Below are 13,126 nucleotides of genomic sequence, written 5' to 3'. Positions count from 1 at the left end.
ACAGGAGAACTGTGGGTCAGTTGATCGAGTCAGCCCTTACTTCTGTTTTTCCAGCTGGTGGTATTTGCCATCCTTGTCCCACTGGTAAACCACGTAGTCGGAGATTTTCAGGTCGCCCTTGCTGTCCCAGGTCTTCTCGCCCATGACGGTCTTGACCGGGTTCTTCTTCAGCCATGCAGCCGCTTCTTCGCCCTTGTTGGACTTGGCGCCGTTGAAGGCTGCTGCCAGGGCCTGGACCGAAGCGTAGGCGTACAGGGTGTAGCCTTCAGGCTCGGTACCGGCCTTGCGGAAGGCGTCTACCACGGTCTTGCTGTCTGGCAGCAGGCGTGGGTCGGCGCCGAAGGTCATCAGCACCCCGTCAACGAATTGCGGACCGCCAGCGGTGGTCACCAGTTCGTCGGTCACGATGCCGTCGTCGGACATGAACTTGACGTCTTTCAGACCCTGCTCACGCAGTTGACGCACCAGAGGACCGGCTTCCGGGTGCAGGCCACCGAAGTAGACGACGTCAGCGCCGGCGCCGCGAATCTTGGTCACGATGGTGCTGAAATCTTTCTCGCCACGGGTCAGGCCTTCATACAGCACAGGCGTTACGCCGCGCTTGACCAGCTGAGCCTTGGTGGCATCCGCCAGGCCCTGGCCGTAGGTGTCCTTGTCGTGCAGCACGACCACTTTCTTGCCCTTGAGCACGTCGACGATGTAGTCGCCGGCCACGATGCCTTGCTGGTCGTCACGCCCGCACATACGGAACATGGCGCTCAGGCCGCGTTCGGTAACGGCGGGGTTGGTGGAGCCTGGAGTGATTGCGATGATGCCCGCTTCGTCGTAGATCTCGGAAGCCGGGATGGTCGACGAGGAGCAGAAGTGACCGACCACGCCGGCGACTTTCTGGTTGGTCAGGTCTTTGGCGACCGTCACAGCCTGTTTCGGTTCGCAGGCGTCATCGCCCTTGACCAGTACGATTTTTTCCCCGTTGACCCCGCCCGCCGCGTTGACCGCATCGGCCGCGGCCTGTGCACCCTTCATGTACTGTTCGCCAAATGCCGCGTTGGCGCCAGTCATGGGTCCCGCTACGCCGATCTTGATGTCAGCCTGAGCAAACGCAGAAACACCCAGCGCAGTTGCCACTGCGAGGGCCAGAAAACCTTTCTTGTAAAACGTCTGGGACATGAGGTGGTGCTCCATGGTTTTTTTAATTGGCACTGCGACTTCACTGAATGCTCAGAGCAAGGGCCGTGCCATCGGTTTTTTATTCTGAAAAAAGTCGCTGCTTTCTTGTTATTTCGACTGTTTCGATCCCATTTTCATTGGGCGTGCAACCGTCTAAACCGCTGAAGGTAGTACCATTATTTTTTTGAGGCGCAACCCGACTGCGCCATCATTGCAACCGCGGCTTTAAACGACGTGCAACCAGCCTGTAACAACGTGCGTCACCGAAGTGCACACTGCTGGTGCGAGACTGCTACAACCCGCACCACTACAGGCTAGCCGCAGATCGAAAAAGCGCCGCTCCCCACTGCAAAAAACAACCTTCAGATCACGATCCGCAGGCACTGGCCTGCGTGATACAGCGAGAATCCCGCCTCATACAGACAGCTGCGCAACCCTACCCCGGCCAATGGCTGCATGGGCGCGAAAGGAATCGGAAGCGCTTGAGGATTTCCGTTACACAGGTAATCGGCAAAGGCCTTGCCGACCACTGTTCCCGTGGTCACGCCCCGGCCGTTGTAACCGGTGACTGCCACTAAACCGGGCGCCGGTTCGAACAGGCGCATCAAATGATCGGGGGTAAAGGCGATGCAACCGGTCCAGGTGCACTCCCATTCCACCGGTTTCAGGTAAGGGAAGTAATGTTGCTGCACCCGGTCGGCCCAGGCCTTGAGGAACCAGGCCGGTTTCTGATTGCCATTACCCAGGCTGCCAAGCAGCAGGCGACCGTCCTTGTCTCGACGGATACTGCTGAGCACCTGTCGGGTGTCCCAGGAACCCTGTCCTCCGGGCAGAATTTGCCGGGCGGCCTCTTCGGTCAGCGGGGCCGAGGCCACCTGATAGTAATAACCGGGGAAGAAATTGCGCCGCAGTTCCGTCCAGTCGCCCTCGGTGTAGGCATTGGAGGCAATCACCACTTTCTCGGCCATGACCGAGCCTTGGGCGGTTTGCACAGACCAGCGTTGGCCCTGACGCTCGAGTCGGGTGACCGGGGAATGATCGAATAATTGACCGCCCAGGCCGATGGCCGCCTTGGCCAGCCCCGTGGTGTAGGCCATCGGGTTGAGCGTGCCGGCGCGGCGATCGAGCAGCGCGGCGGCGATCTTTTTCGTGCCGGTGGCTTGTTCGCAGGCCTGGCCGGTGAGCAATTCCACCGGCGCACCGCGTCGTTTCCATTGTTCTTCACGACTGCGCAAGTCGGCTTCGCCACGGGCGTTGTGCGCCATGTGCAGCGTGCCTTCGCGGCGCAACTGGCAATCGATGTTGTACTTGTCCACAAGGCTGAACACCAGGGAAGGCGCCGCCCCCAGCATGCGGTTGAGCTGGCTGCCGACCGCCTCGCCAAACCCGGCTTCGATCTCGTCCGGGGGAATCCACATCCCGGCATTGACCAGCCCGACGTTGCGCCCCGAACCACCATGGCCGGCACGATGGGCCTCCAGCACACAAACGGACTTGCCCTGCTCCAGCAGATGCACCGCCGCCGACAAACCGGTAAATCCGGCGCCGATGACGCAGACATCTACTGAAACCTCACCCTTGAGGGCCGAATTGTCCGGCCTTTGCGGCGTCAGTTTTTCCCACAGACACTCTTCGCGTAACGGCATTGCCAGACTCCAACAGAAACCTAACCCACCTCGTTGTCGCCGCCAAAAGATCGCAGCCTGCGGCAGCTCCTACAAAATCGCAGCCAGCCACAGTCCCGTAGGAGCTGCCGAAGGCTGCGATCTTTCCAGCTTCACAATCAATACTTAATCGAAGGTGATGCCCTGCGCCAACGGCAACTCCAGCGAATAGTTCACGGTGTTGGTCTGGCGGCGCATGTAGCCGCGCCATGCATCGGAGCCGGACTCACGACCGCCGCCGGTTTCTTTCTCGCCACCGAACGCGCCGCCGATTTCCGCGCCGCTCGGGCCGATGTTGACGTTGGCGATGCCGCAGTCACTGCCCACCGCCGACATGAACTGCTCGGCTTCACGCACGTCGGTGGTGAAGATGCACGAGGACAGGCCTTGTGGCACGGCGTTGTTCAGGCGCAGGGCTTCCTGGAAGTCGCTGTAACCGACCACGTACAGGATCGGGGCGAAGGTTTCGTGGCACACCACATCGCTCTGCTCGGGCATTTCGACGATGGCCGGTGAAACGTAGTAGGCATTCGGGAACTTGTCTTGCAGCTGACGCTCACCGCCAAACACCCGGCCGCCTTCGCTCAAGGCCTGCTCCAGCGCATCCTGCATGTTGTCGAAACTTTGCTTGTCGATCAGCGGGCCGATCAGGTTTCCTTCCAGCGGATGGCCGATACGCACTTTCGAGTACGCCGCTTTCAGGCGGGTGACGATTTCCTCTTTCACCGACTCATGGGCGATCAGGCGACGCAGGGTGGTGCAGCGCTGACCGGCGGTGCCGACGGCGCTGAACAGGATCGCGCGAACGGCCATGTCCAGGTCGGCGCTTGGACCGAGGATCATTGCGTTGTTGCCGCCCAGTTCCAGGATGCTGCGGGCGAAACGTGCGGCGATTTTCGGTGCCACTTCACGGCCCATGCGGGTGCTGCCGGTGGCGCTGACCAGCGCGACACGCGGATCATCGACCAGGGCTTCGCCGGCATCGCGACCGCCAATGATCACTTGGCTCAGGTACGGTGGGGCATCGCTGAAGTTCTTCAGCACGCGATCGAACAGCGCCTGGCAAGCCAGTGCGGTCAGCGGGGTCTTTTCCGACGGCTTCCAGATCACCGGGTTGCCGCAGACCAGCGCCAGCGTGGCGTTCCAGGCCCATACCGCGACCGGGAAGTTGAATGCACTGATCACCCCGACAACGCCCAGCGGATGCCAGGTTTCGCGCATGTGGTGGCCAGGACGCTCGGAGGCGATGGTCAAACCGTACAACTGGCGTGACAGGCCGACGGCGAAGTCGCAGATGTCGATCATTTCCTGAACTTCACCCAGGCCTTCCTGGGTGATCTTGCCGGCTTCCCAGGACACCAGCTCGCCGAGGTCGGCCTTGTATTCGCGCAGGATGTCACCCAGTTGCCGTACCAGCTCGCCACGGCGCGGCGCCGGGACCTTGCGCCACAGTTCGAACGCATGATCCGCGCGACTGATGTGCTGCTCGACTTCAGCAGCGCCCTCCCAGTTCACGGCGGCAATCGTGCTGCCATCGATCGGCGAATGCACCGGCACTTTGCCGTTCTGGTACAGGGCCGGGTTCACACCTAGACGATCAAGCAATGCGGCAACCATGGGTCACTCCTCAAGCAAAAGACAGAACACGTGCAGCCGGAAATTCACGGCTGATCAGACCTGTAGTTTTAGCTGCCCGGAGGTTACTCAACAAACGACCATTAAGAGAGATATCATTCCGTTTATTCATGCTGTGCATTGCTGGCAATAAAGAGACAAGAACCAAGGACCGCCCATGCTGAATAAACGCTACTTGCCATCGATCGCTGCGTTGCAGTGCTTCGAGGCCGTCACCCGGCATTTGAGCTTCACCCGGGCCGCCGAAGAGTTGAACCTGACCCAGAGCGCCGTGAGCAAACAGGTCGCACAACTCGAAGAGCTGTTGCAGCACCTGCTGTTTCGCCGGGTGCGCCGACGCCTGCAGATGACGCCGGCTGGCGACCTGTACCTGGTTGAGGTGCGAAAAATCCTCACGCAGGTCGAGATGTCGACCCATTACCTGCGTTCCTACGGCGGCGAGACTGAAGTCCTGCGCGTCTCGACACCGCCGACCTTCGGCGCACGCTGGCTGGTGCCGCGCCTGAAAGGCTGGCGCCTGCGGCATCCGTCGATCCACCTGGACCTGTGCAGCGAACAGGAAGCCGACGACTTGCTGCAAGGTCGCAGCGACCTGGCGTTCTATTTCGGCCAGGGTTCGCGGCCGGGTTCCGAATGCCTGAAGCTGTTCGGCGAAGAGCTGGTGCCGGTGTGCGCCCCTGGCAGCCTGCCGGACACACCGTTTACCGATCCGACGCAACTGACGGACCTGGTCCTGCTGCAAAACGCTTCCCGCCCCCAGGCCTGGCATGACTGGTTCGACCATCAGGGCTACCACACCGAGCACAGCTACCACGGCCCGCGCTTCGAAACCTTTTATATGTGCATCCGCGCCGCCCAGGTCGGTTGCGGCGTAGCGTTGTTGCCGCGTTTTCTGGTGGAGGAAGAACTGGCTGACGGCAAGCTGGTCATTCCCTGGCAGCATGCAATGCCCAGCACCGACGCCTATTACCTTGCATACCCGGAGCACTCGGCGGAAGTGCCCAAGGTGCGGGACTTTGTGAAGTGGATGCTGGAGCAGATCGATAGCCCGGAGGCGGTGCAACATTAAGCCCCTGCACAATCCCTGTGGAATCCGCTGCGTTCCAAGAAATCGCTGGCATTCCTTGCTACTGATATGCGCCACTAGCGCCACCGATCAATACCGCTGCAACGCTGGAGATTCCCGTTATGAGCGAGAGTGTGTTTGCCGATCGCATCGTGCAGAACCTGCTCGACACCGACTTCTACAAACTGACGATGATGCAGGCGGTGCTGCACAACTACCCGAACGTCGAAGTCGAATGGGAGTTTCGGTGCCGTAACGGCGAGGACTTGCGCCCGTATCTGGCGGAAATCCGCTTCCAGATCGAGCGCCTGTCCGAACTGAGCCTGAGCGCCGACCAGTTGAGCTTTCTGGAGCGCATCAGCTTCCTGAAGCCGGACTTCCTGCGTTTTCTCGGTTTGTTTCGCTTCAACCTGCGCTACATCCACACCGGCATCGAAAACGGTGAGCTGTTTATCCGCCTGCGTGGCCCCTGGCTGCATGTGATCCTGTTCGAAGTGCCGCTGCTGGCCCTGGTCAGCGAGGTGCGCAACCGCTATCGCTACCGCGAAGTCGTGCTGGAGCAGGCCCGCGAGCAGCTCTACCGCAAGTTCGACTGGCTGAGTGCCAACGCCAGCAGTGATGAATTGTCGGAATTGCAGGTGGCCGATTTCGGCACCCGCCGTCGCTTCTCGTATCGGGTGCAGGAAGAAGTGGTGAACGTGCTCAAGCACGATTTCCCCGGACGCTTCGTCGGCACCAGCAACGTGCATCTGTCCCGGGAACTGGACATGAAACCCTTGGGCACCATGGCCCACGAATGGATCATGGCGCACCAACAACTCGGCCCGCGGCTGATCGACAGCCAGATCGCCGCCCTCGATTGCTGGGTCCGCGAATACCGTGGCCTGCTGGGGATTGCCCTGACCGACTGCATCACCATGGATGCCTTCCTCGGCGATTTCGATCTGTTTTTCGCCAAGCTTTTCGACGGTTTGCGCCACGATTCAGGCGATCCGGTGGTCTGGGCGGAAAAAGCCATCGCCCACTATCACAAGCTCGGCATCGACCCGATGAGCAAGACGCTGACCTTCTCCGACAGCCTGACATTGCCCAAGTGCCTGGAAATATTCCGGGCGCTGCGCGGTCGGATCAATGTCAGCTTCGGCATCGGCACCAACCTGACCTGTGATATTCCGGGTGTCGAACCGATGAGCATCGTGCTTAAAATGGCCGCCTGCAACGGCCAGCCGGTGGCGAAGATCTCCGACGAGCCAGGCAAGACGCACTGCAAAGACCCGAATTTCGTCGCTTACTTGCGACACGTTTTCCAGGTTCCTGCCACCCTTTCAAGTACATCAAGCAAGGAGTGAATTCATGCAAGCCGTACAGCGTGAGATTGCTGAACAGCTCAAGGTCCAGCCGCCATTCGCCGACGAAGCCGCCCTTGAGGCCGAAGTCGCCCGGCGGGTGACCTTCATTCAGGACTGCCTGGTCAACTCCGGGCTCAAGACCCTGGTACTGGGCATCAGTGGTGGTGTCGACTCCCTGACCGCTGGCCTGCTGGCCCAAAGGGCCGTCCGTGAACTGCGCCAGCGCAGCGGTGATGCCGCCTACAAGTTCATCGCCGTGCGCCTGCCCTACGAAACCCAGTTCGATGAGCACGACGCCCAGGCTTCGGTGGATTTCATCAAGCCGGACGAGCGCCACACCGTGAACATCGGCGCGGCGGTCAAATCCCTGGCCAATGAAGTGGCGGCCTTCGAAGGCAAACATGCGGTGTCGGTGGACTTCGTGCTCGGCAACACCAAGGCGCGCATGCGCATGGTCGCCCAGTACACCATCGCCGGCGCGGCCCATGGCCTGGTGATCGGCACCGATCACGCGGCGGAAGCGGTGATGGGTTTCTTCACCAAGTTCGGTGACGGCGCCTGCGATCTGGCGCCACTGAGTGGCCTGGTGAAAAACCAGGTCCGCGCCATCGCCCGCAGCTTCGGCGCGCCGGAGTCGCTAGTGGAGAAAGTCCCGACCGCCGACCTTGAAGACCTGTCGCCGGGCAAACCGGACGAAGCCTCCCACGGCGTGACCTACACCGAGATCGACGCCTTCCTGCACGGCGAACCGGTGCGTGAAGAGGCGTTCAAGATCATTGTTGATACGTACAACAAGACCCATCACAAGCGGGTGATGCCGTTTGCGCCGTAACGCCTGCGCGCAGGAGCGTGTAGGAGCTGTCGAGTAAAACGAGGCTGCGATCTTTTGATGTTCAAGATCAAAAGATCGCAGCCTGCGGCAGCTCCTACAAGTGCAAAAAAAGCGTCCACTAAGGACGCTTTTTTTATGACTGCGATTCGATTACTTCAGGGTAACCGTACCTTTCATCATCGAGATGTGGCCCGGGAACGAGCAGAAGAAACCGTACTTTTGAGCCGCATCCAACTTGGACACATCGAAGGTCACCGAGTCTGTCTCGCCAGCGCCGATGACCTTGGTGTGGGCAATCACGCGGGCGTCGCCTTCCTTCAGGTAGTTCTTGTCGATGCCGGCGCTCAGGCCGTCGGTGGCGATCGGCTGCATGTCGGCTTCTTTACTCAGCACCCAGTTATGGCCCATGACGTTCTTCGGCAAGCTGCCGGAGTGCTTGAGCTCCACGGTAAACGTCTTGCAGCTCTTGTCGATTTCAATGGCCTTCGTGTCGAAAGACATCTGGTCGGTGGAGTCGACAGTGACTTTGCACTCTGCAGCCATCAATTGGCTACTGGCCAGTGTCAACAGGGATACCGCAACAAGTTTGGCAAACATGGTGAATCTCCAAGGCAGGGTTAACGAAATCGCGAATAAACAGAAGACTGCCTGAAAACCTCGCAAGTTCATATGACTTGAATCAAAAATTGTATACAACTTTCGCGCTATGACACCGATGCGAAATATCTACCGGCCAAGCGTCTGGCCCGGGCCTATCATCAGACCGTCCCCCTTCAAATGGAACGTCTGTCATGTCAATCAACAGCCTGTTGTGCAGTTTGCTCGCCGCCTATGCCTGCGGCGCCAGCGGTACGTACGAAACTCCGGAACAACAAGTCTAGCCCTTGGAGTGCCGTGCGCCTGCCTTTACTCTGTGGCCCTGATCGACCATGGAGCAAGGCATGTCTTTAATATCCGTTTGTGTATTTTGTGGTGCCAGCACCGGCACCAACCCGGCTTACCGCGAAGCAGCCGTGGCCCTTGGCCGGGCGTTGGCCGAGCGCAAGCTGACCCTGGTGTATGGCGGTGGCGCCGTGGGCCTGATGGGCATCGTCGCCGATGCGGCCCTGGCGGCCGGCGGTGAAGTGATCGGCATCATCCCGCAAAGCCTCAAGGACAAGGAAATCGGCCACAGCGGCCTGACTCGCCTGGAAGTCGTCGATGGCATGCACGCGCGCAAGGCCCGGATGGCCGAGCTAAGCGATGCCTTTATCGCGCTGCCCGGTGGCCTTGGCACCCTCGAAGAACTGTTCGAAGTCTGGACCTGGGGCCAGCTCGGCTACCACGGAAAACCGCTGGGTTTGCTGGAAGTGAACGGTTTCTACAGCAAATTGACGTCTTTTCTTGATCACATCGTCGGCGAAGGCTTCGTTCGCGGGCAGCACCGTGACATGCTGCAAGTGAGCGAATCGCCGCAAACCCTGCTCGATGCTCTGGATGCCTGGCAACCGTCCGTAGCGCCAAAATGGGCCGAGCAAAAACCCAGCTAACGGCTCGGCACCGATACAGGGCAGAATATGCGCCGCTCAACCTCACCTTCGACCCCAGAGGATCGCCCATGGCTAAACCTAATTATTCCTTCGCCAAACGTCAGAGAGACTTGGCCAAGGAGCAGAAGAAAGAGGAAAAGCTTCAGCGCAAGAAAGCTACAGCTGAAGAAGCGGCACTGAACCCTGAGGGTGAAGTGGCGGCAGAAGACGATGTTGATGCACCGAAAGACTCGGCGCCTGACGCCTGAGAACCTCCGGGCCCGATAACCTGATCAGGCCCACCGGATCTGTGTCCAGGGTTGGCAGCTTTGCTGTCGACCCTCACAGGCCAGTCTGAAATACCCCTTTCCAGAAACCACTGCACACCCCCTGTGGGAGCGGGCTTGCTCGCGAAAGCGCAGTGTCAGGCAACATCCTTGTTGAATATGAAATTGCTTTCGCGAGCAAGCCCGCTCCCACATTTTGACCTGCGTTAATCCAGTGGCATCACGGTCACACGCACTTCCGGATCATGGTTGCCCCCACCCAGAATCACCCCCCGCAACGGCGACACATCGGAAAAATCCCGGCCCCAGGCCAGGGTGATGTGCTCCAGTGCCGGTTGCACATTGTTGGTCGGATCGAAATCCACCCACCCCAGCACCGGACAAAACACCGAGACCCAGGCGTGGGACGCATCGGCGCCGATAAGCCGAGGCTGGCCCGGGGGTGGCTGAGTCAGCAAGTAGCCGCTGATGTAGCGCGCCGCCAACCCTCTGGAACGTACGCAAGCGAGCATCAGGTGGGCAAAGTCCTGACAGACCCCGCGCCGACGCTCCAGCACCTCCACCAGCGGCGTCGCCACCTGGGTCGCCTCGGCATCGAAGGTGAACTCGCTGAAGATTTTCTCCATCAGCGCCTGCACGCCGAGCAATAACGCTCGACCGGGCGGAAAACAGCTTTGCGAGAACTCGACGAAGTTTTTCTTCAAATGCACATACGGCGATTCAAACCGGTATCGGCAGGCTTCGAGTAGCTCGGGCGACAGCGGCTGGCTGCTGTAGGTCAGCGCGCTACGGGTCTGTTCCCACGCGGGTGACCGATTGAAGTCCAACGCAGGCCGGGGCAGCACTTCAATGGTCAGGCTGGCGTTGACCAGCAATTCATCATGAGGACGCTCGAACGCCAGCCGGGTCAGCGGATTACCGAACACATCCAGTTCATCCCGACGCGAGGTCGGCTCGGGGCTGATCTGCAATTGCCGGTCGGTGCAGCGCTGCCAGGCACAAGGCCGCGGCCACAAATGCGCCAGTTGCTGGGCCAGGGACACCGGGCTGTCGTAGTGGTAATGGGTGTCGTGGAAAATCTGGTAATGAGCACTCATCAGACGGACACCGTGCGTTGGCTGACATCATCGACATGGGCGAAATGCCGCAGCGCCAGGCGATCGGAAACCTGCCCGCTGGCGTCGGCGATCTCTTGCAGCAGCGCGGCCAGCCCCTCGATGGCGGCGCGAACACTGGCGTCGCCGAACAGCGGGTTTTCCAGGCAGCCCAGATCGAATCGCGCCAGACGCTCGACCAATTGTGGCAACGCGGCTTCACGCGGCACGCCAAAGTCATCGTTGAGACGCTTGAGGGTGCGGGTCACCAGTTTCAACTGGAACAACACGGCATGAGGGTTCTGCTCGTCGAGCAAAAGCAGGTCGAGCACCGGGATCAACTGTGCCACCGCCAGGTATCGAGAACGGTAGGTGATGCTGCTGTTGCCCAGTTCCAGCAGCCATTCCAGCCCGGCCTGGTCAAAAGCCCCGGCGCCCCGAAGGAAGGCCGCCAGGCTGCCGCTGAGAAATTGCAGGCGCTCGATCCGTCGGCCAATCATCAGGAAACGCCAGCCTTCGTCCCGGGTCATGTCGTCCAGTGCAAAGCCGGACAGCGCCGCCAGGGACATCACCAGACGGTTGAGGAAATCCAGCAGCTCGCCGAAATCCGGCTCTTCGGTTTCCAGCTCCATGGCTTCGCGCTGCAACTCCACCAGCGCCTGCCAGTTTTCCCGCGAGAGCTTGCCGCGCACCTGCGAAGCAGCCCACTGCAAGCGCTGCAGGTTGGAACGCAGGCTGAACGGCCAGTCATCACCGAGCAACGCCGCCAACAGGCGCTCCTGCAACTCGCCCTCCTCGGGCAGCAATATCAGCCGTTCGCCGAGGTCCACAGCGGCCTGCAGGGCTTGCGGGTCGTCGCCGTCGACATAGAGCGCCAACATGATGCGCAGCAAACGGGCACTGTCGTCGCAACGCTCGCAGTAACGACCGAACCAGAACAGGTTTTCCACGACTCGCGACGGCAGGTACGGATCGCGCCGCACCAGATCGTGAACGCCGATGTTGCGCTGGGCCTTCCATTGTTCGCCACTGGGCGCACGCTCGCCCAACACCCAGGTGTCCTTGCTGGCGCCGCCGCGCTGCATCGACACCACTTCGGCATCGGCTTGGGCGGCGACCCGGGTCAAGCCACCGGGCAATACCCGATATCCCACGCGACTGGCCACCGCATACACGCGCATGCCGATGGCGCGGGGTTGCAATTGACCGTCTTCGGCTTGCCAGATCGGCGCCTGGGACAACTGCGCGAGTTCTTGCGCCACATAGGCGTAGGGCCGAGCCTGCATGCGCTCGGCGAGTTCCTGGCGCTGTTTTTCACTCAAATCCCGGCCAAATACCGGAGCAAAGCTCTGGGACGGAAACGCCGGCTTGATCAGCAGTTCCGGCAGTTTCTCCAGGGCCTGGGCCAGAACCGGCGCTTCGCCACACCACCAGGTGGCGATGGACGGCAGGATCAGTTCTTCGCCAAACAGGAATTGATTGATCTTCGGCAGGAAGCCCAACAAACCGGGCGACTCCAGCACTCCGCTGCCGAGGGCGTTGGCCACCAGCACCCGCCCCTGCCGCACGGCTTCCAGCAGGCCCGGCACGCCGAGGGCTGAGTCGGTACGCAGTTCCAGCGGGTCGCAGAAATCGTCATCAAGCCGACGCATGATCGCGTGAACCCGACGCAGGCCACTCAGTGTTTTCAAGTAGACCGTGGCGTCGCGCACCGTCAGGTCGCCGCCCTCCACCAGCGGATAACCGAGCTGGCGAGCCAGATACAAATGTTCAAAATAGCTTTCGTTGAAACGCCCCGGTGTCAGCAGTACCACCAACGGCGCGTCCCCGTCACTCGGGGCCTGACGGGCAAGGGTTTCCTGCAAGGTGCGGAAGAACCCGGCCAGGTGCTGCACTTTCAAATCGCGGTACAACTCGGGAAAGGCCCGGGACACAATCGTGCGGTTTTCCAGCGCATACCCGGCTCCCGAAGGCGCCTGGGTACGATCCGCCGTCACCCACCAGCGACCATCGGGTGTGCGCGCCAGATCCACGGCATACAGATGCAGAAAGGCCCCGTCGGGCGGGCTGATACCCTGGCAGGGCCAAAGGAAGTTGTTGTGACCGAACACCAGCTCGGCGGGCAGCAGACCTTCGGCAATCAGCCGTTGCGGACCGTAAAGGTCAGCCAGCACGGCATTGAGCAAGCGCGCCCGCTGAGCGATGCCCGCCGACAACTGTTGCCACTCATCAGCTGCGATGACATGGGGCAGCAGGTCCAGCTCCCACGGCCGGTCCGCACCCTTGGGATCGGCATAGACGTTATAGGTAACGCCGTTTTCCTGAATCTGCCGGGTCAGCAGGGCCTGACGCTGCACCAGCTGCGCCGGCGTGCTGCGTTGCAACTGCTCAAACAGCCGGCACCAGTGCGGGCGCACGGCGCCACTGTCGTCGAGCAGTTCGTGATAGGTGCCCGCCGTCAGCGGGTAGCGGTCTAGCAGGTCAGGCATGGAAAGCTCGGCAGACAGCAATGAACGGTCAG

Annotated in this window: 11 protein-coding genes; 5 read left to right on the top strand and 6 right to left on the bottom strand. The window is 60.8% G+C overall.

Translation table 11 applies throughout. The annotated features are described in order from the left end of the window. Window positions 1-36 precede the first annotated feature (36 nt). From ACMDB8_RS02225 to ACMDB8_RS02215, 3 genes are all read right to left on the bottom strand, one after another. Entirely contained in the window at window positions 37-1,170 is a 1,134-nt protein-coding gene (locus ACMDB8_RS02225; RefSeq protein WP_056725421.1) for an ABC transporter substrate-binding protein, read from the bottom strand. A gap of 362 nt (window positions 1,171-1,532) precedes the next feature. After that, window positions 1,533-2,816, bottom strand: coding sequence for an L-pipecolate oxidase (locus ACMDB8_RS02220; protein ID WP_056725423.1), 1,284 nt, complete (start codon window positions 2,814-2,816; stop codon window positions 1,533-1,535). 144 nt (window positions 2,817-2,960) lie between these two features. After that, the gene (locus tag ACMDB8_RS02215; RefSeq protein WP_056725425.1) at window positions 2,961-4,451 is read right to left on the bottom strand and encodes an L-piperidine-6-carboxylate dehydrogenase; all 1,491 of its coding nucleotides are present in this window, start codon (window positions 4,449-4,451) and stop codon (window positions 2,961-2,963) included. 175 nt (window positions 4,452-4,626) lie between these two features. Between ACMDB8_RS02215 and ACMDB8_RS02210 the strand changes: the two genes are divergently transcribed. From ACMDB8_RS02210 to nadE, 3 genes are all read left to right on the top strand, one after another. Further along, window positions 4,627-5,538, top strand: a complete 912-nt coding sequence (locus tag ACMDB8_RS02210; RefSeq protein ID WP_056725427.1) for a LysR family transcriptional regulator — start codon at window positions 4,627-4,629, stop codon at window positions 5,536-5,538. Between the two features lie 119 nt (window positions 5,539-5,657). Continuing rightward, window positions 5,658-6,884 (top strand): nicotinate phosphoribosyltransferase, encoded by a 1,227-nt coding sequence (gene pncB / locus ACMDB8_RS02205; RefSeq protein WP_056725428.1) that lies wholly within the window; start codon window positions 5,658-5,660, stop codon window positions 6,882-6,884. Between the two features lie 4 nt (window positions 6,885-6,888). After that, window positions 6,889-7,716, top strand: coding sequence for an ammonia-dependent NAD(+) synthetase (gene nadE / locus ACMDB8_RS02200; RefSeq protein ID WP_056725430.1), 828 nt, complete (start codon window positions 6,889-6,891; stop codon window positions 7,714-7,716). Between the two features lie 150 nt (window positions 7,717-7,866). Here nadE and azu read toward each other — a convergent pair whose 3' ends face one another. After that, window positions 7,867-8,313 carry an azurin gene (gene azu, locus ACMDB8_RS02195; protein WP_056725433.1) on the bottom strand — a complete coding sequence of 149 codons (447 nt, stop codon included), beginning with the start codon at window positions 8,311-8,313 and terminating at the stop codon, window positions 7,867-7,869. A 344-nt stretch (window positions 8,314-8,657) separates the two neighbouring features. Here azu and ACMDB8_RS02190 point away from each other — a divergent pair, with 344 nt between their 5' ends. After that, on the top strand, window positions 8,658-9,245 hold the full coding sequence (locus tag ACMDB8_RS02190; protein WP_056725436.1) for a TIGR00730 family Rossman fold protein: 588 nt from the start codon (window positions 8,658-8,660) through the stop codon (window positions 9,243-9,245). A 68-nt stretch (window positions 9,246-9,313) separates the two neighbouring features. Next, window positions 9,314-9,493: a hypothetical protein gene (locus ACMDB8_RS02185; RefSeq protein WP_007973286.1), complete on the top strand. Its 180-nt coding sequence runs from the start codon at window positions 9,314-9,316 to the stop codon at window positions 9,491-9,493. Between the two features lie 224 nt (window positions 9,494-9,717). On the opposite strand, the gene ACMDB8_RS02180 is transcribed toward ACMDB8_RS02185, so the two are convergent. Both ACMDB8_RS02180 and ACMDB8_RS02175 read right to left on the bottom strand, forming a co-directional pair. Then, window positions 9,718-10,608, bottom strand: a complete 891-nt coding sequence (locus ACMDB8_RS02180) for a transglutaminase family protein (RefSeq protein WP_223541723.1) — start codon at window positions 10,606-10,608, stop codon at window positions 9,718-9,720. Next, entirely contained in the window at window positions 10,608-13,094 is a 2,487-nt protein-coding gene (locus tag ACMDB8_RS02175; protein WP_409078575.1) for a circularly permuted type 2 ATP-grasp protein, read from the bottom strand. The genes ACMDB8_RS02180 and ACMDB8_RS02175 overlap by 1 nt, the downstream gene beginning before the upstream one ends. Window positions 13,095-13,126 lie beyond the last annotated feature (32 nt).

The organism is Pseudomonas monachiensis (genome assembly GCF_047345015.1).
Classification (GTDB): domain Bacteria; phylum Pseudomonadota; class Gammaproteobacteria; order Pseudomonadales; family Pseudomonadaceae; genus Aquipseudomonas; species Aquipseudomonas monachiensis.
This window is presented reverse-complemented; position numbering and strand designations above follow the sequence as displayed.

Bases quoted from the DNA above. Each gene is read 5' to 3' on its own strand.
- ACMDB8_RS02225 (WP_056725421.1), bottom strand. From the start codon at position 1,170: ATGTCCCAGACGTTTTACAAGAAAGGTTTTCTGGCCCTCGCAGTGGCA.
- ACMDB8_RS02220 (WP_056725423.1), bottom strand. From the start codon at position 2,816: ATGCCGTTACGCGAAGAGTGTCTGTGGGAAAAACTGACGCCGCAAAGG.
- ACMDB8_RS02215 (WP_056725425.1), bottom strand. From the start codon at position 4,451: ATGGTTGCCGCATTGCTTGATCGTCTAGGTGTGAACCCGGCCCTGTAC.
- ACMDB8_RS02210 (WP_056725427.1), top strand. From the start codon at position 4,627: ATGCTGAATAAACGCTACTTGCCATCGATCGCTGCGTTGCAGTGCTTC.
- pncB (WP_056725428.1), top strand. From the start codon at position 5,658: ATGAGCGAGAGTGTGTTTGCCGATCGCATCGTGCAGAACCTGCTCGAC.
- nadE (WP_056725430.1), top strand. From the start codon at position 6,889: ATGCAAGCCGTACAGCGTGAGATTGCTGAACAGCTCAAGGTCCAGCCG.
- azu (WP_056725433.1), bottom strand. From the start codon at position 8,313: ATGTTTGCCAAACTTGTTGCGGTATCCCTGTTGACACTGGCCAGTAGC.
- ACMDB8_RS02190 (WP_056725436.1), top strand. From the start codon at position 8,658: ATGTCTTTAATATCCGTTTGTGTATTTTGTGGTGCCAGCACCGGCACC.
- ACMDB8_RS02185 (WP_007973286.1), top strand. From the start codon at position 9,314: ATGGCTAAACCTAATTATTCCTTCGCCAAACGTCAGAGAGACTTGGCC.
- ACMDB8_RS02180 (WP_223541723.1), bottom strand. From the start codon at position 10,608: ATGAGTGCTCATTACCAGATTTTCCACGACACCCATTACCACTACGAC.
- ACMDB8_RS02175 (WP_409078575.1), bottom strand. From the start codon at position 13,094: ATGCCTGACCTGCTAGACCGCTACCCGCTGACGGCGGGCACCTATCAC.